Origin of the sequence: Pseudomonas sp. BN411, assembly GCF_029871235.1 — a bacterium.
Taxonomy (GTDB): Bacteria; Pseudomonadota; Gammaproteobacteria; order Pseudomonadales; family Pseudomonadaceae; genus Metapseudomonas.
In genome coordinates this window covers 1-22073 of record NZ_SSOM01000076.1, presented here as the reverse complement: position 1 = coordinate 22073, position 22073 = coordinate 1, and the positions used below count along the sequence as shown (strand labels likewise).

Sequence of the window (22073 nt, the reverse complement as noted above, 5' to 3'; positions counted from 1 at the left end):
TGAATCGCCCCGGCTTTCCTAGACACTCTCCAAGCTCTGGAAATAGCGCTTTTCAAACTCCACTGGCGATAGCTGCATAGCGCTGCTGTGCCGGCGTTTGGGGTTATAAAACATCTCGATGTAATCGAACACATCACTCCGAGCTTCTTCGCGGGTGCCGTAGGTCTTCCGTCGGATGCGTTCCCGTTTCAGCAACTGAAAAAAGCTTTCCGCTACCGCGTTGTCGTGGCAGTTGCCGCGTCGGCTCATGCTGCTGATCAGGTTGTTGGCCTTGAGGAAACTCTGCCAATCCGAGCTGCTGAACTGGCTGCCCTGGTCGGAGTGGATCATCACTTCCTGCTTGGGCTTGCGCCGCCAGACCGCCATCAACAGGGCATCGATGGCCAGGTCGCTGCACATCCGTGGCTTCATCGACCAGCCGATCACCTGGCGTGAAAACAGATCCAGCACCACCGCCAAATACAACCAACCCTCATAGGTGCGGATGTAGGTGATGTCGGTGACCCAGACCTTGTTCGGTTCACTGACGTTGAACTGCCGCTCCAGGCGATTGGGCGAAGCTACCGTTGGCCGGCCGCCGTAATAGCCGGGGCGCCGACGATAGCCGGTCTGCGAGCGCAGCCCTTCTCCCCGCATCAGGCGAGCCACGCGGTGCCGGCCACAGGACTCTCCCAGCTCACGCAGGTCGTCGTGAATCTTGCGATAGCCGTAGACCCCACCGCTTTCCAGCCAGGCATGTTTGATCAACCCGAGCAGGCGCTGATCTTCCTTGGCGCGTACGGATTTCGGCTCGGCCAGCCAGGCGTAGTAACCGCTGGGATGCACTTTCAGGGTCTGGCAGAGACGCCGTACCGGGTACTCCACCGACAGCTTGCTGATGAAGGCGTACTTCAGCCGGACTCCTTGGCAAAGTACGCGGCGGCCTTTTTTAGGATGTCTCGCTCTTCGGTCACTCGCTTGAGTTCGGCGCGTAGACGACGCAGTTCGGCCTGCTGATCATCTTCTTGCTGCCGCTGCGCCTGGGGCTTGCCGTAGCGCTTGATCCAGGCATACAGGCTGTGCACCGACATGCCTAACCGCGCTGCCACCTCGGCTACGGGGAGGCCGCGCTCGGTCACTTGCTTGACCGCTTCGATTTTGAATTCTTCGGGGTAACGCTGGTTGCTCATGGCACCTCCTAACGGGCCTCATTATGAGGCTTGGAGGTGTCTACGAAACTAGGGGCGATTCACCATACTCAAACAGTCATATACAGAACAATCTGCCTATGATTTCAAGCAAGGTTTCTTAAGGCTGGACGGAAAAAACACGTTTGACGAGGAAAATTTCCGCAAAATTCTCAAGACCCTATCAGGGATAGCAAATATATCGCCTGATGTTCGAGGATACGTATTGGTCGGCATCGCCGACACTGGCGATGATGCGAAGAGGGTTAGAGAACTCTACAAAGTCGAACCGACCCCCTTTGAGCGATTCTTCATTACAGGTGTAGAACACGAAGCCCGTGCCCTAGGCAAAAATCTAGACACCTTACTCATGGAAATAGTCGACAAAATTAAGCGTTCCGGACTCTCAGAGCCTTTGAAAGACTATGTTGCCAGAAACATAAAATCCGTCCGCTACTATGATAAGACCGTGTTCATCTTTGAGGCGCAAGCCCAGAGCGAACCATCTAACTTTGAAGGGGAGTTTTTCGTCAGATACGGAAACAAGGTTGAAACCATTCCGCCAGCCAAATATGGCGAAATGTACAAGAGATTCCTTCTCTAACCCCAATCGACTCGAAAGAGCATATAAACCACTAGTCACGAAACGCCAAATCCAACTAAATGGATAACGTGGCAATCTCTGAATCCTCTGCATAGAGCAAGCAACAAACAGGGAGTGTTTTCATAAAGTGCAAAGCCCCTAAACTCGCGAGACTCTTAGGGGCTCTTCTCTTCCCTTACTTTAGAAGAAAATCCCTCTCACCAGAAGTGAGAATCCTCAAAACTTCCCACCCCAATTTCGACAGTTAACCACTCGTCCGAATTCAAAGGGGAAAGATTCATTTAAATCATTTAAACAGCAACTTACGAACAGCAATTCACTTTGCGCGCGCCAGCCTAGAGTAGAGAAATGAGTCCACTCCCATTTCGCCACAAGGCACATCCGCCCAAACAAATACTGGGGACGTCTATTTAGGAAACTTCAATCCACTCAGTAATCATCTATAATCTGCTGAGTGGAACATATTTTGCTAAACAACACATCTAACTCATCAGCAGTACACTTACTGGAATACACAGACCTGAGAAAATTAATTACCCTTGGGATTTCTTCAGTATCTTTAACTATTATATAAGATATATCACTCGCCGAAAATTTCACCCGGCAATGAGAGACGCGCGAATTATACTTATCTTTGTCCTCCATATAAGCCGCAGACGTTACAGAAAAAGAAGCATCTCCGATAATATCCGAACTTGGAACCAATCTCCACTCACGCTCATCGTAGAATCTGTAATCTGGACTATCTAAAGATTTTCTTTTCAGCGGACCCGAATAATTTTTTGCATAACTCTTTATCCTAAGAATTTCTGCGCGCTGTTCTTTTGTGAGATTGGTATCACTTCTTCGTCGCTCAACGATTAACGACTCAATACTCTTTGCAAAAAGAGAATTATGATCAATATATATAACTGGGTTCACACCATTTTCTATAGCCCAGGTTTTTGATAGACCAACACCGTACTTTCCGTAGGCTGAAAAATGCTGCTTTGAATCAGACAAAGGTATATCGCAGAACGATACCATTGGGTGAGCGGCATTCGAGGCATTTTCACTGAGAGCCAACCTCTCGAGGCAGTACTTAACTCTGAACCCTTCTTTTAGAATTCCAATGAGCGCTTTATATGTGCTCGTATAGTGAATTATTGAATTTGTGCTTATTGCCATATTTCAGAAATCCCTGAGACTCTTTAATAGTGACGCTCGAACGTAAGTAAACACAAAATTTGCTGATTAAACGCCTTAGGTGAATACAACATTTCCTTACAGATCACCATGAGGGTTGTAAACGAGCCATGTGCAGCGAAGTGGAGCTTTGAGCAAATCCTTTAAGTCCCTTTGCCAGCAAGATGGCCATTGGCCACAGATTAGCTCGGAGGTGTAGCTACGAACAACGTCTCAGCTGTGCATGGTGTCGAAATCACAGGCCAACCAACACCAAAACTAACCACAGCGGGATACGCGGAAGGCTTGGATTCGTTAGATTTGGCCGCTCTAGACCAAAAACGGACAAATGCTGAAAAGAGTCTGAAGTCCAGCCCCCTCACCGGGCGTGCTTGCCTTCCATAACCTGTGATCAGGGCTTTGGCGCTTGGGCCAGGGCGGAGTCTTCCCTGATCTTGCGTTGGTCGCCGATGCGGCGAGTGAAGCCGATGCGGTCGAAGTATTCCAGTAGCTGGATGCTGCGTTTGCGGCCGATGCCGATGTGGTCGCGCCAGGCGGAGGCTTTGATCGTGCCTTGTTGGTCTTGCAGTTGCCGGGCGTGTATTGCCAGTTGCTGGATGGCCGCTTCGGGGTAGAACAGGTCCTTGACCACCTGGTGCAGCAGGCCGAGCCGGGCGAGTTTGCGTTCCAGAAGGCGCATGGCGCCCTCTTCCACGGTCAGTTCCCGGGCGAGGTCGCGGACCCAGGGTGGGTCGAAGTGGCCGGCTTCCATGAGTGGCCAGATGCGTTGGCGCAGGGCTTCGTCGGCGTCGCTCAGTTGTACGCGGTGATCGGGCAGGTGCAGCCAGGGGCCGCTGGTTTGCACGGCGCCGCTGGCGAGGTGCTGTTCCAGCAAGGTGATGAAGACGGGGCGCTCCAGTTCGGAGAGGGCGTAGCGGCGCAGGCGGTCGCGGTCCGGGCCGAGTTCGTCGGGGAGTTCGGCGTGAAAGCGCGCGAGTCCGGCGAGTAGCTGCTCCCTCAGGGCCTGCCAGCGCGATTGGGCGAACAGGCGCGGGCCCAGCCGTGTGGGGATTTCCAGGACCTCTGCGGGCAATGCCCAGCCGCTGCGCGGTCGATTGAACTGGCGCTCCAGCCGTTGCGGGTCGAGGCCGTTGTCGGCCACGCCCAGCAGGGCTGGCAGCGCGGTTTCCAATCCATCGCCCCGCAATGCCTTCAACTGGGCAAGGCGTTCCGGCGTACGGCGGTTGCGCGCCGGGGCGAAGGGGTCGAGTACGCAGCCGCCGCCGAGGGTGCGCTGGGCAGACTGGTCGCGCAGCACCAGGTGGTCTCCGTGTACCGCGTGGACGGGCGCATTCAGCAGCAATTGGGCGAGGCCGCTGCGGCCGGGCGCCAGGCTGTTCGCTTCCAGCAGGGCCACACGGCCGGTGACGTCCTGGGCGCCAAGGTGGACGTGCACCGGGGTCCAGTGGGCCAGGTCGTGGGCTTCGCCGGGGAGCAGGCGCAGTTCGATATCCACGCGGGTAGTGGGTGCCAGCAGCGGCTGGGCCAGCAGCCAGTCGCCGCGGTGGATGTGCTCCAGGGCCAGGCGTTCGCCGGTGATGTTCAGGGCCACGCGCTGGCCGGCCTCGGCCTCCTCGACCTGCAGGTTGCGCGCGTGCAGGCCACGTACGCGCACGGTTCGACCGGAGGGGCTGAGGACCAACTCGTCCCCGACGCTCACCCGCCCGGCGAATGCGGTACCGGTGACCACCACACCCGCGCCGGAAACGCTGAAGGCACGGTCGATGGGCAGGCGAAAGTAGCCGTCACCACCGCGCTCGGAGGTACGAGCGATCTCAGCCATGAGTGCCTGGCGCAGCGCATCGATGCCCCTGCCGCTCAGGCTGTCCACCGGGAAGAGCTCGGCACCCTCCAGCGACCCCGGCGCCAGCAATGCGGTGACTTCGGATTGCACGTCTGCGAGGCGCGCGTCATCCACGCGGTCGATCTTGGTCAGGGCCACCAGGGCACGGCGGATGCCCAGCAGTTCGGCAATGGCGAGGTGTTCGCGGGTTTGCGGCATCACGCCGTCGTCGGCGGCGACCACCAGCAGCAACAGGTCGATGCCACAGGCACCGGCCAGCATGTTGTGGACGAAGCGCTCATGGCCAGGCACGTCGATGAAGGCGGTGGGTCGGCCATCGCCCAAGTCGGCATGGAGGTAGCCGAGGTCGATGGTGATGCCCCGTTCGCGCTCGGCCGGACGGCGGTCGCCCTCCAGCCCGGTAAGGGCCTTGAGGAGCGCCGTCTTGCCGTGGTCGATATGCCCCGCCGTGCCAACTATCACTCGATCACTCCAGAGAGTTGCGGCAGCTGGGCGAGGAAGGCCGGCTCGTCGTCGAGCTGGCGCAGGTCGAGCCAAAGGGCGTCATCGTCGAGGCGGCCGATCACCGGGATGGGCAAGGTGCGCAGGCTCTCTTCCAGCTGACGCAGGGCGCGGCCACGCAGGCGCTTGGGCTGTTGCGGACGCAGGCAGAGCGCGGCGCTGGGCAGGCGTGCCACCGGCTGGGCACCGCTGCCGATCATGCCGAGGGCCGTCTCTGCACTCACCTGCCAGGACGCGCCGAGTTGGGCGGCCAGCAGTGGCGCCAGGCGCTCGGCCAGGGCGCGGATTTCCGCCTGTGGACGACTGAGCAGGCGCAGGGTGGTAAGGCGTTCGGCGAGGCGCTCCGGATCGCGGTAGAGGCCAAGCACCGCTTCGAGGGCGGCGAGGGTCAGCTTGTCGACACGCAGGGCGCGCTTGAGCGGGTTCTTCTTGATCCGCCCGATCAGTTCCTTGTTGCCGACGATCAGCCCGGCCTGGGGCCCACCCAGCAGCTTGTCGCCGCTGAAGGTGACGATATCGGCGCCGTCGCACAGGGCTTCCTGCACCGTGGGCTCCTTGGGCAGCCCCCAGCGTGTGAGGTCTACCAGCGTGCCGCTGCCGAGGTCTTCCAGCAGCGGCAATCCATGGGTGTGGGCGATGGTCGCCAGCTGCGCCGTGGGTACGCTGGCGGTGAAGCCCTGCACGCTGTAGTTGCTGGTGTGCACGCGCATGAGCAGGCCGGTGCGCGGGTTGATGACGGCTTCGTAGTCCTTGGCGTGGGTGCGATTGGTGGTGCCCACTTCGACCAGCTTCACGCCAGCGCGGGCCATGATGTCGGGGATGCGGAAGGCGCCGCCGATCTCGATCAGTTCGCCTCGCGAGATCACCCCTTCCTTGCGCGCGCCAAGGCTGTTCAGCGCCAGCAGCACGGCGGCGGCATTGTTGTTGACCACGGTGACCGCCTCGGCACCGGTCAGCTCGCGAATCAGGCCGGTGATGAGCTCGTCGCGGTCGCCGCGCTTGCCGGTGGCGAGGTCGAATTCCAGGTTCAGCGGGTAACGCGCGGCCAGGGTGATGGCTTCGATGGCCTCATCCGGCAGCAGTGCCCGGCCCAGGTTGGTGTGCAGCACGGTGCCGGTGAGGTTGAACACCCGGCGCACTTGGCTGGAATGGGCCACGGCGAGGCGTTCCCCGGCGCGGCCGGCCAGTACGGCATCGGTGAGTTCAACCGCCGCGAGCTGGCCATGGCGCGCAGGCTCGCGCAGCTCGTCGAGCAGATCGCGCAGGGTCTTGAGCAGGGCCTCGCGGCCATAACGCTGTTGCAGTGGGGCGCAGGCCGGGCTGCGCAGCAGGCGGTCGACAGAAGGCAAACGAGCGGCCGACATGGGCATTCCTTAGCGCGGGGCGATCAAGTCCTTGTGAAGTCTAGGTGTTTATTCGCCGCCAGGTGCCAGCAGAAGGTTCGGCGCGCGACGCAGGTAACCTTCTTCGTTCATGCGCACATCGAGATCGAGGCTGGCCAGGTCATCGGCCTGGGCTTCGGCCTGGGCGTCGAACTCCAGGTAGCACTGCTTGAGGTAGCCCTGGCAGTTGGGACAGGCCTCGGCGCGAATGGGCGCCTCTTCGCCCTTCACGCCTTCGCGGTCCAGGGAAAGATAGGCGAGGTGCTTGCTCTCCTGGCAGTGGCTGCACTTGAGCCGCACGTAATGCCATTCGCAGGAGCACAGGGAGCAGGCGAGGTAGCGCAGACCGTTGTGTTTGCCGCGATGGCGGATCATGCCGATGACCGGCGGAGAACCGCACGCCGGGCAGAGGACCTTGGCGTCGTTCTCGACGATGGCGCCTTCGGGCAGGGCCAGCAGCCAGTGACTGAAAGCCACCTGCAGGGCGGCGCCAACGAAGGGGGCGATGGCGGGCGGCAGCAGGTCGAACTGGCCGCTCAACAGGCCGACGCCCCAGGTCTTGCGCTGGGCTGCATCAGCCGTTTTCAGCTGGAACAGGGCGTCAGCCACGGCGGCATTGGCCGGAACCTCGATGTGCGCCAGCAGGGCATCGAGGGCCGCGAGCCAGCCATCAGCGCGCACCAGGGCTTCAAAGGCAATGGGCGGCATGCCGTGTTCGCGGCTGCGGGCCAGGGACTCAGGGGCCGGACCGGGCAGCGGCGGCGGGTTGTCCAGTACCTGTTGCTGGGCATCGCAGAGTGCTGCCACCAACTGCAGGTAGCCCGCCAGCGGGTGGCCATTGGCGAGTTGCCGCAGGCGCTCGGCACGCACCGTGAACAGATCGCGGTCCGGCAGGTTGAGGAAGGGCGGGATGTTGGCGGCGGCTTCGATTTCGCCGGGTTGGAGAATTCGGCCTGACACGCAGAGCTCCTTGTGTCCGAGATAGGTATACGTCATGGGGCAGAGTAGCTGCCCCTGTGGGGTCGTCAGGCAGTCCTGCGGACTGCTTGGCGAATGAATTCGCCCCCACAGGAAAAGCCCAGACCGCATGCTGCCGGTGACCCATGATCAGCCTTGTAGGGTGGGCTTTAGCCCACGCTGACCTCCGATGGTGGGCTGAAGCCCACCCTACGGACCTCCGCACATCCCAACATTTAGCCAATTCATTCGCTAAGGGCAGCGTAGCTGCCCCCTGTTGGGGGCCTCAGGCAGTCCTACGGACTGCTTGGCGAATGAATTCGCCCCCACAGGAAAAGCCCAGACCGCATGCTGCCGGCGACCCATGATCAGCCTTGTAGGGTGGGCTTTAGCCCACGCTGACCTCCGATGGTGGGCTGAAGCCCACCCTACGGTCCTCCGCACATCCCAACATTTAACCAATTCATTCGCTAAGGGCAGCTTAGCTGCCCCTGTGGGGTCATCAGGCTCAGCGCTTACCCTGCCCTTTGCTCACTTCCTTGTACCAGGCGCCGTGGTGCTTGCGGGCCCAGCCCTTGCTGACCCAGCCGTGGAGCATGGCGCTGACCGAGCCCTTGATCCAGATGCCGGCGTAGATGTGGACGATGATGCTGAGGATCAGTACCCAGGCGGCGAAGGCGTGCAGCAGCGCGGCGAAGCGGATGAGGTCGATGCCGAACAGGTGGCTGAAGTACTGCCGCCAGATCACGACGCCGGTGGCCAGCAGCACCAGCATGCTGAGCAGCAGCACCCAGAAGAGCATCTTCTGCCCGGCGTTGTAGCGGCCCACTTCCGGTAGCCGGTCCTCGCGGTTGTTCACCACGTCCTTCCACTGCTTCAGCCACTGGCTGTCGGACTTTTCCCAGCGGTTGTGGCGGGCGAAGCGCATGGCCAGCAGGATGAAGAAGAGGAACATGGTCACGCCGAGGAAGGGGTGCAGGATGCGTGTCCACGGCCCGCCGCCGAAGAAGTTGGTCAGCCAGAACAGGGACGGGTGGAACAGCGCCAGGCCGGACAGCCCGGCAAGGAAGAAGAGAATGGTCACCGCCCAGTGATTGCTGCGCTCGGCGGGGGTGTAGCGTTCGATGTCTTTGTTCATTTCCAGCTCCTGGTCGGGGCGGATTTCCCTCACCCCGGCCCTCTCCCAGAGGGAGAGGGGCGTTTATCTCAACTCGGCGACTTGGGATCGACCTTCTGCACCGTCGTATCGCCACGCGGGGCTTCGTCCTCTTCCACCTTGTTCGGACCGACCCGTACGTAGTGGAAGAAACCGAACAGCGCCACTACGCCCATCGCCAGCAGGCCCAGCGGCTTGGTCACGCCTTTCCACAGGCTGACCATGGGGCTGATGGCCGGGTCGTCCGGCAGGCCGGCGTATAGCGAGGGCTTGTCGGCGTGGTGCAGCACGTACATGACGTGGGTGCCGCCGACACCCGGCGGGTCATACAGGCCGGCGTGCTCGAAGCCACGGGATTTCAGATCGACGATGCGTTCGGCGGCGTGCTCCTTCATGTCTTCCTTGGTGCCAAAGACGATGGCGCCGGTCGGGCAGGTCTTCACGCAGGCCGGCTCCAGCCCCACGGACACGCGGTCGGAACACAGGGTGCACTTGTAGGCCTTGTGGTCCTTCTGCGAGATGCGCGGGATGTTGAAGGGGCAGCCGGTGATGCAGTAGCCGCAGCCGATGCACTTGTCCTGGTTGAAGTCGACGATGCCGTTGGCGTATTTCACGATGGCGCCGGGGCTCGGGCAGGCCGCGAGGCAGCCCGGGTCGTCGCAGTGCATGCAGCCGTCCTTGCGGATCAGCCACTCCAGTTTGCCGGCCTCGGGCTCGTACTCGGTGAAGCGCATCAGGGTCCAGGTGTTGGCCGAGAGGTCCGCCGGGTTGTCGTAGGTGCCGTGGTTCTGGCCGACCTCGTCACGCAGGTCGTTCCACTCCGAGCACGCCACCTGGCAGGCCTTGCAGCCGATGCACTTGGAGACGTCTATGAGCTTCGCGACTTCGTCCATCTCGCGAACGGACGGCATGGGCGTCGTGGTGGCGGAGCGGGCGATGATGTCTTGTGATGCCATGGCTCAGCTCCTCATGCCTTTTCCACTTTGACCAGGAACGACTTGAACTCCGGTGTCTGCGTATTGCCGTCGCCGACGAAGGGAGTAAGCGTGTTGGTCAGATAGCCGTTGCGTGCCACGCCGGAGAATCCCCAGTGCAGCGGGATGCCGATCTGGTGCACGGTCTTGCCGTCCACGGTCAGCGGCCTGAGGCGCTTGGTCACCACCGCCACCGCCTTGATGAAGCCACGGTTGGACGACACCTTGACCCGTTCACCGGCAGCGATGCCGAGCTCCTTGGCGAGGACTTCGCTGATCTCGACGAACTGCTCGGGCTGGGTGATCGCGTTCAGCCGGCAGTGCTTGGTCCAGAAGTGGAAGTGCTCGGTGAGCCGGTAGGTGGTCGCCGCGATGGGGAAGTCCGCTGCCTTGCCGAACTCTTCCCAATCGCCCTTGAACACCCGCGCGGCCGGGTTGCTGGTGACCTTGGCGTTCTCCGGGTGCAGGGGGTTGCGCCCGATGGGAGTCTCGAAGGGTTCGTAGTGCTCGGGGAAGGGCCCCTCGTTCATCTTGTCGAGGGCGAAGAACCGCGCCACACCCTCGGGGTTCATGATGAAGGGGCTCATGCCCATCTCCGGCGCGACGTCGGCCTTGTAGTCGGGCACGTCGGTGCCGGTCCAGTTCTTGCCGTTCCACCACACCAGGCGTTTCTTGTCCGGGTCCCAGGGCTTGCCGGACGGGTCGGACGAGGCGCGGTTGTAGAGGATGCGCCGGTTGGCCGGCCAGGCCCAGGCCCAGCCAAGGGTCTGACCCATGGCGTAGGGGTCGGCGTTGTCGCGGCGGGCCATCTGGTTGCCGGCGGCGGTCCAGCTGCCGGCGAAGATCCAGCAGCCACTGGCGGTGCTGCCGTCATCCCGCAGCACGGCGAAACCCGGCAGTTGTTCGCCAGCCTTCAGCAGTACCGCGCCGGTGGCCGGGTCGGTGAGGTCGGCCAGGGCCTTGCCGTTGAATTCGCGGGCCAGCTCGTCCGGGCCGGGTTCGGCGGGGCGCAGGTAGCTCCAGTCCAGGCCGAGGATCGGGTCGGGGAAGGCACCGCCATCCTTCGCGTAAGCACTGCGCAGGCGATGGTACAGGCCGCCCATGATGGCGATGTCGGTGCGTGCCTGGCCGGGCGGTTCGGCGCCCTTCCAGTGCCATTGCAGTACGCGCCCGCTGTTGACCAGCGAGCCATCCTCTTCGGCGAAGCAGGTGACGGGCAGGCGGAACACCGTGGTCTGGATGCTGGCGGTGTCGACGTCGTTGAATTCGCCAGCGTTGCGCCAGAACTCCGAGGTGTCAGTGGCCAGCGGGTCCATGACCACCAGGAACTTGAGCTTGGCCAGACTGGCGCTGACCTTGGCCTTGTTGGGGAAGGAGCCGATGGGGTTGAAGCCCTGGCAGAAGTAACCGTTCACCTTGCCCTGGTACATCATGTCGAAGTACCGCAGCACGTCGTAGCCCGGCACATCGAGCTTGGGCAGCCAGTCGTAGCACCAGTTGTTCTCGGCGGTGGCTGACTTGCCGAACCAGGACTTCATCAGGCTGACGTGGAACTTGCCGTAGTTCTGCCAGTAGGACATCTGCCCCGGCCGCACCGGCTTTGCGGCGCGCTTGTCGATGTAGGCGGCGTAGTCCTGCTCGGCGTCGGCCGGCAGGGTCAGGTAACCCGGCAGGGAGTTGGAGAGCAGGCCGAGGTCGGTCAGGCCCTGGATGTTGGAGTGGCCGCGCAGGGCGTTCATGCCGCCGCCCGGCATGCCGATGTTGCCCAGCAGCAGTTGCACCATGGCGCCGGTGCGGATCATCTGCGAGCCCACCGAGTGCTGGGTCCAGCCGAGGGCGTACATGATGGTCATGGTCTTGTTCGTGGCCGACGTCTCGGCAGCCAGGTTCCAGACCTGTTCCAGCATTTCCTTCGGTGTGCCGCAGATGCTGCTGACGAGCTCCGGTGTGTAACGGCTGTAGTGCTGTTTCATCAGCTGGAATACACAGCGCGGGTCTTGCAGGGTCATGTCGGCGCGAACGTAGCCATCCTCGCCCTTGGCGTAGCTCCAGGTGGACTTGTCCGGATAGGCGCGCTTTGCCTCGTCGTAACCGCTGAACAGGCCGTCCTGGAAGGTGAAGCCTTCGTTCACGATGAAGGGCGCGTCGGTGTAGTTGCGCACGTACTCGTGCTGGATCTTGTCGTGGCTGATCAGGTGGTTGATCAGGCCGCCGAGGAAGGCGATGTCGGTCCCGGTGCGGATCGGCGCGTAGTAGTCGGCCACCGAGGCCGAACGGGTGAAGCGCGGATCGACCACGATGAGCCGGGCGTTGTTGTGCGCTTTGGCTTCGGTGACCCACTTGAATCCACAGGGGTGGGCTTCGGCGGCGTTGCCGCCCATGATCAGCACCAGATCGGCATTCTTGATGTCGGTCCAGTGGTTCGTCATGGCTCCTCGGCCAAACGTCGGGGCAAGACCTGCCACCGTCGGGCCATGTCAGACACGCGCTTGGTTATCGAACCCCAGCATGCCCAGGGAACGCACCACCTTGTGGGTGATGTAGCCAGCCTCGTTGCTCGATGCGGACGCCGCGAGGAAGCCCGTGCTCAGCCAGCGGTTCACCGTCTGGCCCTGGTCGTTCTTCTGGATGAAGTTGGCGTCGCGGTCGGCCTTCATCAGCTTGGCGATGCGGTCGAGGGCTTCATCCCACTCGATGCGTTTCCACTCGCTGGTACCCGGCTCGCGCACTTCGGGGTACTTCAGGCGATTGGGGCTGTGGACGAAGTCGAGAAGGCCGGCGCCCTTCGGGCACAGGGTGCCGCGGTTCACCGGGTGATCGGCGTCGCCTTCGATATGGATGATGTTCTGCGCAACGTTCTTCGCCGCATCGCCCTGGCTGTACATGATCAGGCCACAGCCAACGGAGCAGTAAGGGCAGGTATTGCGAGTCTCAATGGTGCGCGCCAGTTTGAAGTGGCGTACCTGGTCGGCGAAGGCTTCCGGAGGCGCCACCCCCAGAGCCGCCAGGCTGGATCCTCCAAGGCCCACGGCGCAGACCTTGAAGAACTGTCGACGGTTCATGTCCATCGTGTTCTCCCTCATCAGCAGGCGGTGCCCGAAATATCGCCGGGCATATCCAATCTAAGGGTAGTCAGCTTCAGGGGTAATGCCAGAAGGGTTCCCTGGCGCGGGTTTCAGCGCTCAGAGGGACGTTCGAAAAGCAACCAGTACACGCGCAAAAGAGCGCCTCGGGCATACTAGGCGCCCCCTCGAATCCATGGAGATCGCCATGCCCAAGGCCTGGTGGCTGCTCGCCCTGCCCTTCGTCGCCGGCGCCTTCCTGCCTCTGCAGGCCGGCATCAATGGCCAATTGGCCAAACAGATTTCCAGCGTCATGAGCGCTGCCCTGGTGTCCTTCCTGGTGGGCACCCTCGCCCTGCTCGCGGTGGTGCTGATCCAGCGAGAAGTGCCGACCTTCGAGGCGCTCAAGGGCGTGAGCTGGTGGCAATGGGGTGGCGGTCTGCTGGGCGCGGTGTTCATTGCCACCGCCGCTTTCGCCGGTCCGCGTATCGGCGCCCTGCTGTTCATGACGTTGGTGCTGGCCGGGCAGCTGAGCATGGCGCTGATGCTGGACCACTTCGGCTGGGCCGGTTATCGCGAGGCGCCCATCAGCATCGGCAAACTGGCTGGCCTCGCGCTGATCATCGGCGGCGTCTGGCTCATTCGTCGGGGATGAACGGCGCCGATGTCAACTTGATGTCATTGCAGATACAGAAGGACTAAGCTCAGCCGACCTCTGCTGTTTCTGTGATCACAGAAAGATGACCGACGCCGACCTCCCCCATTCCCCGGAGCGCTTCAGTCTCTGGCGCGAAGTACAGGACACCCGTTCGCGCACACGACTCGGCGGCGTTTACTACTTGCTGGCCTGGCTGTTGTGCTGGCTGTTCAGCGCGGCGCCGCTGCAGCACCTGGCCGTAGGTTCGATCGGCAGTGCGCTTTTTGCACTGCTGCTGGCGGCGCGGCTGCTGCACCGTCCGCCCGAGGCGGGCAGCGAGACCGAGCTGCAGCGCTGGCTGGACCGCCACTGGGGCGTGATCCTGGTGTCGTCCGTTGGCTGGGGCCTGGCCCACGGCTGGGTGCTGTTGGCCCCCGACTTCCAGCCTTCCCGCCTTATCGCCACGCTGGCCACCGTGGCCTTCAGTACCGCGATGACCTTCAACTTCTCCATGCGTCGGCGCCGTGCGATCGTCGCCATCCTGATGCTCTATCTGCCGGGGCTGGTGGTGCTGGCGCTATCACCGGACGGCACGCGGGCCGAACTCATCACCCTCGCCTTCTACTTCAGCTACCTGCTGCTGGCGTTGAACCGCAGCCACCGCGAGTACGCCAACATGATTGCCCTGGAGCTGCAGTTGCTGGAGCAACGCCAGCGCCTGGATACCCTCAGCCGCACCGACGGCCTGACTCAACTGGGCAACCGCTACCAGTTCAACAACCTGTTCCCGGCCATGTGTGCCAGCGCCCAGCGCCATGGCAGCGAGCTGTCGCTGCTGCTGGTGGACATCGACTTCTTCAAGCGGATCAACGACGAGCACGGCCACAGCGTGGGCGATGCCTGCCTGCGGGCATTCGGCGAGCGCATGCGTGAATTCTTCCGCCGCGACAGCGACGCCCTGCTGCGCCTGGGCGGCGAAGAGTTCGGCGTGCTGATGCCGGATACCAGCATGGAGCAGGCCCGCCAGTTGGCCGAGCTGTTCCGCGAGGACCTGGCCAACCGTGGCTTCGAACTCGGCGGCCAGCACTTGCCGGTGACCGCCAGCCTCGGCCTGGGCCGCTTCGACGAACGCGACGGCGGCAGCGCCGAAGCCTTCTTCAAGCGCGTGGACGACGCCCTGTACCGCGCCAAGGCACTGGGGCGGGACAGGCTGGAGATGGCAGGAGAGGAAACCGGTCCAACGTCCCTCTCGCCGGGCAGCTCGTCCTGAAAAGGAACGGGTGATTCGCTCGTAGTGGTGGTGATTTCAATCTGCGCTGACGTTGAAGTGACAGGCCAAAAACGGAGTTCCAAGCTTTCGCGCCAGCCTGCTCCCCCTCACCCCCGCCCCCTCTCCCTGAAGAGGAGAGGGGTGACTCGCGCCGGATGTAACAAAGCAGTCCTGTTGCATGGTTATCGCCTGAAGGATTGCAGAAGCGGTGGGGCAGCGACCTCGCCCCTTCAGAAGGCCGAGCGGAATCGTTGCAAAGGGGGACGAGCGGCATGGATGCCGCGAGAGGCGTGTGGGGCCATGGATGCCGCGAGAGGCGTGTGGGGCCATGGATGGCCCCTCTCGCCGTGCCCCCGGCGCAACGATGGAGGGAGGGAACCCCGGCGAAGCCGGGGCCGGATGCAGGGGCAAGACCTTTGCTTCCTTTGGGGCGACTGCCAAAGGGAGTCGCCCGGCAAGGCGAAACATGAACATCCACCGAGCTCGGTAAGCAGCTTGGCTCAGAACTTTCCAACTCCCCTCACAACCTGAACTTGCCCACCTGCTGCGCCAGGTCGCCCGCCAGGCGGCTCAGGGTCTGGCATTCCTCGCGGCAGCCGCGCACTTCGCTGGCGGTGGCGTGGGCCAGGTCAGCGATGCCCTGGACATTGCGGTTGATTTCCTCGGTCACCGACGACTGCTCTTCGGTCGCCGCCGCCACCTGGTGGTTCATGTCGCTGATGCGTTCCACCTGATCGGTGATCGCGCCCAGGGAGGTGCCGGTGCGCTGGCTGGCCTCGACGCCCGTGCCGGTGGCGGCCTGGCCGGCATGCATGGAATGCACCGCGGTTTCGGCGCCGTGCTTGAGGCGCTGGATCATCTGCTGGATCTCGTCGGTGGACGACTGGGTGCGGCTGGCCAGGGTCCGTACCTCGTCCGCGACCACGGCAAAGCCCCGGCCCATCTCGCCAGCGCGGGCGGCTTCGATGGCGGCGTTCAGCGCCAGCAGGTTGGTCTGTTCGGAGATGCCACGGATCACCGCCAGCACCTGGTCGATGGAAGCCACCTGGCTGGCCAGTTCGCTCACCGCCGAGGCGGCGACGCCGATCTCGTTGGACATCTTCTCGATGTGCCCCACGGACTCGCCCACTACCTGGCGTGCCTGCAGGGATTCGTCGCGGGCATTCTGTGAGGCATGGGCGGCGGCGCCGGCGTTGCGGGCGATTTCCTGCACCGTGAGGCCCATCTCGTGCACGGCGGTGGCGACCATGTCGGTCATTTCCTGTTGCTGGCTGGAGCGGCTGGCCGTGTTGTCCACCACCTGCGCCACCTGGCCGACCACCTTGTGCAGGCGCTGGCTGGTGTCCAGGACTTCGCCGATCAGGCTGCGCTGGCTTTCCAGGAAGCGGTTGAAACCACGGGCGAGGTCACCCAGTTCGTCCGCGCGGCCTTCGTCCAGGCGACGGGTGAGGTCACCGCCACCGCCACCGATTTCCACCAATGCCGCGGTGACCTGGCGGATCGGCCGCACCAGCCCACGGGCCAGCAGCACCACCAGGAGCAGGCACAGGGCGAGCACGCCGAAACCGGCGAAGCTGCTGGTCACCATGGCCTTGCGCGCCTCGGCGTAGATTTCCGCCTCCGGCACTTCGCTCACCAATTGCCAGCCGAGGCTTTCCAGGGGGCGGGACAGGGCGAGGTAGTCCTCGCCGTCCCGGCTGAAGTGGATGGCCTTGCCGCCGGACGCCAGCAGCTGGGCGGCGGAGTCGGCACCGAAGACGTCGGCCAGTCGCGCGCTGCCGTTCAGGGCGGCGTCGGGGTGGACCTTGATGTTGCCCTCCTTGTCCATCAGGAACACCCGGCCGCGCTCGCCGAAGCGGAAGTCGCGGATCATCTCGGACATGGACTGCAGGCTGTAGCCCAGACCGGAGACGCCGAGGGTCTTGCCGTTGCGGCTTATGCGCTGGTTGATGAACAGGGTGGGCAGGCGGGTGCCCTTGTCGATGTCGATCTCCAGCACCCGATTCCGGTCGCTGTCCACCAGCCGGTAGAACCACTGGTTCTCCGGCTGACTGCGGGAAATGGTGCGCGCCAGCCCCTGGCCCGTGTAGTAGTGGCCGCTGTCCATTACGGCGATGGAGGTGGTCGTCGCGTTCTGCTGGGCGCGCACGCCTTCCAGGTAGCGGGCGAAGGCGTCGGCGCGAGCCGGGTCCTCGCCTTCGGCGAGCCAGTCCTGCACCAGGGCGTTCTCGGCGATGCTGGCATTGGCGGTGATGGGCGCGGCCAGGGTGCGCTCCAGGGAGTTGCCGATGGCCTGTACGCGGGCGGGCAAGGCTTCATCCAGCAGGAAACGTTCGGTCAGGCGGTTCATCAGTACCGAGTAGATGCCGATGACGATGAGGATGCCGGCGAGCAGGGCCGCGCCCATGCTGAAGATCAGCTGCCACTGAATACTGCGTTGCCAGAGGCGCATGGAGTTGTCTCCTTGGAGTTCTTGTTGGAGGCAGGACGAGGAAGGGCGAAGGATTGTATACAAACTGCTCGACAATTTGCCCATCCATTGCCAACAACAGATATCGGCGCCCAATGCCAAAAACTTGAACGTTCGGTCAGTCCGTGACGGCGAACTCCAGACGAGCGGTCTGCCCGGTTTCGTCCAGCACGCTCAGCTGGTGACGACCGCTGCGCCGGAACTCCTGGTTGAAGCTCTCCTCCGCCGACGTGGCGGTGAGCGGTGCGCCATCGAGGAACCACCAGCGCCGACCGCTGCCGCCGAGGGTGGAGAGTTTGAGGCGCAGGGGCTCGGCGCTACCCGAGGGACGGCGCAGCTGGTCGCCCTCGCGCACACCGACGATGGACAGCGGAGCCGCCGCCGGCGGCAACTGCGGCGGGCAGGCCGGGTCCACCAATGGCAATCGCGCGGCACGCCGTTCGCGACGCGGCAGCCAGGGTTCCAGGGGCGCAGGCCAGAGCACCAGCTCGCGCGCCTGGGCGCCGCTGCAACCGGCAGCCACCTGGTGGCCTTCGGCATTCACCCACAGCGGCTGGCGCAGGCCGAGTCCAAGGGGCTGGTCGGCGGCCAGCAGGGTCGGCGGCGTGGTGCCTTCAAGGGTCCAGGCGAAACGCTGGCGGCGACAGTTGGGGTCGCCCTTGGCCATGGGCTGGCCGAGTGGCCAGCAGATCGCGGCCACGCCGACTTCCGGCGGTTGCGGGTCCACCGGCTGGGCGATGCCGCGCTGGGTATCGCGGTTGACCAGCAGGTCGTGCACCTGCAGCAGCAGGGGGGCAGCCGAGGCCAGGCCGAACTGGCCGGGTACCGGTGTGCCGTCGGGTCGGCCGATCCAGATGCCGATCAGATGACGCGGACCAACACCGATGGCCCAGGCATCACGGAAGCCGTAGCTGGTGCCGGTCTTCCAGGCCAGCACCGGGCGTTGGGTCAGGCGTGCTCGGGGGTCGCGGTCCGGGCGTGCCTGGCCGGCCAGGATGCGACGGATGATCCAGGCGGCGCCGGGCGACAGCAGGCGGCGTTCCTGCAAGGCATCCTGGGGCTGCAGGCGCAGATGGGCGACGCGGCCCTGGCGGGCGAAGGCGCTGTAGCCGCTGACCAGTTCCTCCAGCTTGCTGCCAGCGCCACCGAGGATCAGCGCCAGGTTCGGCTCGCTGGCCGCCGGCAGCACCAGCGGCACGCCGACGTTGCGCAGCTCCCCGGCGAAGCGCTTCGGCCCGTAGGCCTCCAGCAGTTGCACCGCAGGCAGGTTGAGGGACATGCCCAGCGCCTCGCTGGCGGACACCGGGCCGATGAAGCCGGCGGCGAAGTTGCCGGGGCGGTAGTCGCCGTAGCGCCGGGGCACGTCCTGCAGAAGGGATTCGGAGTGGATCAGCCCGGCATCCAGGGCCATGCCGTAAAGGAAGGGCTTGAGGGTGGAGCCGGGCGAGCGCAGCGACTCGATCATGTCCACATGGCCGAAGCGGCGTTCGTCAGCGATGTCGACCGAGCCCAGATAGGCGCGCACGGCCATGGTCTGGTGATCGACCACCAGGATGGCCGCCGAGGTGCGCTCTGGCAGGCGTGCGCGCCAGCCGAGCAACAGGTCTTCCAGGCGGCGCTGCAGGGCCGCGTCGATGGTGGTGCGGATCAGCGGTGGGCTCTTGGGGGTATTCAGCCGCCGCGCCAGCAGCGGTGCCAGGCTGGGCTCCTGGCGCGGCGCCAGGAGCACTGGCTCTTCCATGGCTTCCTTCACCGCGCCTTCGGGCCAGACGTTGAACTGCGCCAGGCGCCGCAGCACCTTGTCCCGCGCGGCCTGGGCACGTTCGGGGTGGCGGTCCGGGCGCAGCCGGCTGGGCGCCTGGGGCAATACGGCCAACAGTGCGGCCTCGGCACGGGTCAGCTGCGAAGGTGGTTTACCGAGGTAAGCCCAACTGGCCGCCGCCACACCCTGCAGGGTGCCGCCAAAGGGCGCGCGATTGAGGTAGAGGCCGAGGATTTCGTCCTTGGACAGGTGCCACTCCAGCTGCGCCGTGCGCCAGAGCTGGCGCAGCTTGCCGGCGAAGGTGCGCGAGTGTGGATCAAGCAGCCGCGCCACCTGCATCGACAGGGTGCTGCCCCCGGAGAGCACACGCCCACCAATGAGGTTGAGCCAGGCTGCACGGGCCAGGGCCAGGGGATTCACGCCGGGGTGCTGGTAGAACCAGCGGTCCTCGTAGGTCAGCAGCGCCTCAAGGTAAAAGGGCGACACCTCGTCCTGGTTGATGGGGTAGCGCCACACGCCGTTGGCATCGGCGAAGCGCCACAGCGGCGTGCCGTCCTCGGCCAGTACCACCCGAGCCAGGTCGTCGTCCGGCAAGGGCAACGGGAACAGGCGGTCGGCTGACCAGAGCAGCGCCAGCATCAGCAGCGGTATCAGCAACGAGGGCCGGCGCAGGACGCGCCAGGGGCGGCCAGACCCTATCCACGCCATCCTGGCGGATATCGGGTCGACCTGCGGGTGCCGGGCCATGTCTTCTCCAGGGCAGGGCCGAATCAAGGGGCAGATGGTCGTCCCATCCGGGTTTCACTACAAGTCGCCGTTCTCCGCGAGCGGGGCGTCATCACACCGTCAGTCAAAATTCCGACTCCAAATCGCCGTTCGTCGTGATTTTGACCGTCAGTACTCTTCGCCCCAGGGGGTTCCTTTACAGAGACTCGGGCGCCTCCTAAACGAATAGCAAACTGACACTACAGTGCTTTGGCCGTCGCTGTAGTCGGTGCCTCTCGCTCCCACGGTCCCTTACTCATTTCAGGAGTCCCTCTCATGGGTGCTCGCAGATTCCTGCGCGCTGCCTTCGGGCTTCGCGCGTCCCTTTCTCAGTGGGCGGCTCAAGGCCCGCCTGGCGCCGCGCAATAGCCCAGGTAACGCCCACAAGACCAACAAATTCAGCGAAAGGAATTCAGCATGGCCATCTCCACCGTCTCATTCGGCAACACCCCCCAAGCGAACTGCGACAGCTTCCTCTACGAGAACCTGGTGCAAGACGGCCTCGACTACATCTGCCTGGATGTCATGGCGAATGACCTTGGTGGCAAGGCCAAGACGCTCTATTCGCTGGACGACGGCGTTACGGCCGATGGCAGCACGGCGACCCGGACGGAGATCCAAGCGGACCTGCTGGCCCGTGACCAGGATTGCACCAGTGCGTACGGCGCCCACATCTGGATCGGTCAGGACCCGTCGGACGGGAAGATGAAAGTTCTCTATGACGCCAGCGATCTCCTTCAGAGCGCGGCATACAGGAGCCTCTCGGTTGGCGAGTACCTGAACGACAGCTTCACCTACGCCATCCGCATGGGTAACGGCACCCTGAGTTGGGCCACAGCAACAGTGCGGATCGCCGGCGTCAACGACGCTCCGGTGGTCAACGGCCCGGTAACCCTGGCGGCCATTGCCGAAGACAGCGGCGCGCGCCTCATCACCCAGGCCGAGTTGCTGGCCCATGCTTCAGATATCGACGGAGACGGACTCACTGCCAGCAACCTGCAGATCAGCTCGGGCAATGGCTCTCTGGTCAACAACGGCAATGGCACCTGGACGTACACCCCGGCGCTGAACGACGACACCCAGGTGTCCTTCACCTACTCCGTCAGCGACGGTTCACTCAGTGTCGCCGGCAGCGCCACGCTGGATATCACCCCGGTCAACGATGCGCCGACTACTACCCCGGTAACCCTGGCGGCCATTGCCGAAGACAGTGGCGCTCGCCTGATTACCCAGGCGCAATTGCTGGCCAACGCAGCGGACGTCGACAGCCTCGCCCTGACCGCCAGCAACCTGCAGATCAGCGCCGGCAACGGCAGCCTGGTCAACAACGGCAATGGCACCTGGACCTACACCCCAGCGCTGAACGACGACACGCAGGTGTCCTTCACCTACACCATCAGCGACGGCTCACTCACTACTGCGGGAAGTGCCAGCCTCGATATCACTCCAGTCAACGACGCGCCCACCACGACTCCGGTAACCCTGACTGCGATTGCCGAAGACAGCGGTGCCCGGCTGATCACCCAGGCCCAATTGCTGGTCAATGCGGCAGACGTTGATGGTCCTGCCCTGACCGCGACCAATCTGCAGATCAGCGCCGGCAGCGGCAGCCTGGTCAACAACGGCAATGGCACCTGGAGCTACACCCCGGCGCTGAACGACGACACCCAGGTGGCCTTCACCTACACGGTCAGCGACGGTTCGCTCACGGCGTCCGGCAGCGCCACCCTGGATATCACTCCAGTCAACGACGCCCCCACCACTACTCCGGTAACCCTGACTGCGATTGCCGAAGACAGTGGCGCTCGCCTAATCACCCAAGCCCAGTTGCTAGCCAATGCGGCGGACGTCGACGGTCCTGCCCTGACGGCTACCAATCTGCAGATCAGTGCCGGCAGCGGCAGCCTGGTCAACAACGGCAATGGCACCTGGACCTACACCCCAGCTCTGAACGACGACACCCAGGTGGCCTTCACCTACACCGTCAGCGATGGTTCGCTCACTGCTGCAGGAAGTGCCAGCCTCGACATCACCCCGGTCAACGACGCACCGACAACCAGCGATGTAACCCTCGCAGTCATCGCCGAAGACAGCGGCGTCCGTCTGATCACCCAAGCCGAGCTGCTGGCCAACGCCGATGACATCGAAGGCGACGCGCTCACCGCCAGCGGACTGACGATCAGCAGCGGCGGCGGCACCCTGACCGACAACGGCGACGGCACCTGGAACTACACCCCGGACGAAAACGACGACTCCGAAGTGAGCTTCAGCTACACGATCAGCGACGGCGACCTCACTGTCGCCGGCAGCGCCAGCCTGGATATCACCCCGGTCAACGA

Annotated in this window: 14 protein-coding genes; 4 read left to right on the top strand and 10 right to left on the bottom strand. The window is 63.5% G+C overall.

The genetic code is table 11. The features are described 5' to 3' along the window. Positions 1 to 18: 18 nt before the first annotated feature. A protein-coding gene (locus E8F06_RS22195) for an IS3 family transposase (protein ID WP_280363247.1) occupies positions 19 to 1169 on the bottom strand; the annotation gives its coding sequence in 2 pieces (ribosomal slippage) (positions 19 to 926 and positions 926 to 1169; 1152 coding nt in all). 64 nt (positions 1170 to 1233) lie between these two features. On the opposite strand from E8F06_RS22195, the gene E8F06_RS22190 reads away from it, so the two are divergent. Then, a complete protein-coding gene (locus E8F06_RS22190) occupies positions 1234 to 1770 on the top strand; it encodes an RNA-binding domain-containing protein (RefSeq protein ID WP_280371085.1) in 537 nt (178 codons plus the stop codon). A gap of 429 nt (positions 1771 to 2199) precedes the next feature. Here E8F06_RS22190 and E8F06_RS22185 read toward each other — a convergent pair whose 3' ends face one another. The 7 genes from E8F06_RS22185 to fdnG form a co-directional block, all read right to left on the bottom strand. Next, on the bottom strand, positions 2200 to 2937 hold the full coding sequence (locus E8F06_RS22185) for an abortive infection system antitoxin AbiGi family protein (protein WP_280371081.1): 738 nt from the start codon (positions 2935 to 2937) through the stop codon (positions 2200 to 2202). Between the two features lie 409 nt (positions 2938 to 3346). Beyond that, entirely contained in the window at positions 3347 to 5260 is a 1914-nt protein-coding gene (gene selB, locus E8F06_RS22180; protein WP_280371080.1) for a selenocysteine-specific translation elongation factor, read from the bottom strand. After that, complete coding sequence (gene selA, locus E8F06_RS22175) at positions 5257 to 6663, bottom strand: L-seryl-tRNA(Sec) selenium transferase (protein WP_280371079.1); 1407 nt, start codon at positions 6661 to 6663, stop codon at positions 5257 to 5259. The genes selB and selA overlap by 4 nt, the downstream gene beginning before the upstream one ends. A 48-nt stretch (positions 6664 to 6711) precedes the next feature. Continuing rightward, positions 6712 to 7641, bottom strand: coding sequence for a formate dehydrogenase accessory protein FdhE (gene fdhE / locus E8F06_RS22170; RefSeq protein ID WP_280371077.1), 930 nt, complete (start codon positions 7639 to 7641; stop codon positions 6712 to 6714). A gap of 505 nt (positions 7642 to 8146) precedes the next feature. Next, positions 8147 to 8776 carry a formate dehydrogenase subunit gamma gene (locus E8F06_RS22165; RefSeq protein ID WP_280371075.1) on the bottom strand — a complete coding sequence of 210 codons (630 nt, stop codon included), beginning with the start codon at positions 8774 to 8776 and terminating at the stop codon, positions 8147 to 8149. 68 nt (positions 8777 to 8844) lie between these two features. Then, positions 8845 to 9750, bottom strand: a complete 906-nt coding sequence (gene fdxH, locus E8F06_RS22160) for a formate dehydrogenase subunit beta (protein ID WP_280371073.1) — start codon at positions 9748 to 9750, stop codon at positions 8845 to 8847. A gap of 11 nt (positions 9751 to 9761) precedes the next feature. Further along, positions 9762 to 12836 (bottom strand): formate dehydrogenase-N subunit alpha, encoded by a 3075-nt coding sequence (gene fdnG / locus E8F06_RS22155; RefSeq protein WP_280371072.1) that lies wholly within the window; start codon positions 12834 to 12836, stop codon positions 9762 to 9764. Positions 12837 to 13038: 202 nt separating this feature from the next. On the opposite strand from fdnG, the gene E8F06_RS22150 reads away from it, so the two are divergent. Together E8F06_RS22150 and E8F06_RS22145 are read left to right on the top strand one after the other, a co-directional pair. Further along, the gene (locus tag E8F06_RS22150) at positions 13039 to 13485 is read left to right on the top strand and encodes a DMT family transporter (protein WP_280371070.1); all 447 of its coding nucleotides are present in this window, start codon (positions 13039 to 13041) and stop codon (positions 13483 to 13485) included. Positions 13486 to 13570: 85 nt separating this feature from the next. Then, positions 13571 to 14737 (top strand): GGDEF domain-containing protein, encoded by a 1167-nt coding sequence (locus E8F06_RS22145; RefSeq protein ID WP_280371068.1) that lies wholly within the window; start codon positions 13571 to 13573, stop codon positions 14735 to 14737. Positions 14738 to 15257: 520 nt separating this feature from the next. Here the strand turns inward: E8F06_RS22145 and E8F06_RS22140 are convergent. Both E8F06_RS22140 and pbpC read right to left on the bottom strand, forming a co-directional pair. Continuing rightward, complete coding sequence (locus E8F06_RS22140; protein ID WP_280371066.1) at positions 15258 to 17189, bottom strand: methyl-accepting chemotaxis protein; 1932 nt, start codon at positions 17187 to 17189, stop codon at positions 15258 to 15260. 136 nt (positions 17190 to 17325) lie between these two features. Next, on the bottom strand, positions 17326 to 19677 hold the full coding sequence (pbpC, locus tag E8F06_RS22135; protein ID WP_280371083.1) for a peptidoglycan glycosyltransferase PbpC: 2352 nt from the start codon (positions 19675 to 19677) through the stop codon (positions 17326 to 17328). Positions 19678 to 20151: 474 nt separating this feature from the next. On the opposite strand from pbpC, the gene E8F06_RS22130 reads away from it, so the two are divergent. Beyond that, a partial coding sequence (locus E8F06_RS22130; protein ID WP_280371064.1) for a cadherin-like domain-containing protein occupies positions 20152 to 22073 on the top strand: 1922 nt, incomplete at its 3' end.

Bases quoted from the DNA above. Each gene is read 5' to 3' on its own strand.
- E8F06_RS22185 (WP_280371081.1), bottom strand. From the start codon at position 2,937: ATGGCAATAAGCACAAATTCAATAATTCACTATACGAGCACATATAAA.
- selA (WP_280371079.1), bottom strand. From the start codon at position 6,663: ATGTCGGCCGCTCGTTTGCCTTCTGTCGACCGCCTGCTGCGCAGCCCG.
- E8F06_RS22165 (WP_280371075.1), bottom strand. From the start codon at position 8,776: ATGAACAAAGACATCGAACGCTACACCCCCGCCGAGCGCAGCAATCAC.
- fdxH (WP_280371073.1), bottom strand. From the start codon at position 9,750: ATGGCATCACAAGACATCATCGCCCGCTCCGCCACCACGACGCCCATG.
- E8F06_RS22150 (WP_280371070.1), top strand. From the start codon at position 13,039: ATGCCCAAGGCCTGGTGGCTGCTCGCCCTGCCCTTCGTCGCCGGCGCC.
- E8F06_RS22145 (WP_280371068.1), top strand. From the start codon at position 13,571: ATGACCGACGCCGACCTCCCCCATTCCCCGGAGCGCTTCAGTCTCTGG.
- E8F06_RS22140 (WP_280371066.1), bottom strand. From the start codon at position 17,189: ATGCGCCTCTGGCAACGCAGTATTCAGTGGCAGCTGATCTTCAGCATG.
- pbpC (WP_280371083.1), bottom strand. From the start codon at position 19,677: ATGGCGTGGATAGGGTCTGGCCGCCCCTGGCGCGTCCTGCGCCGGCCC.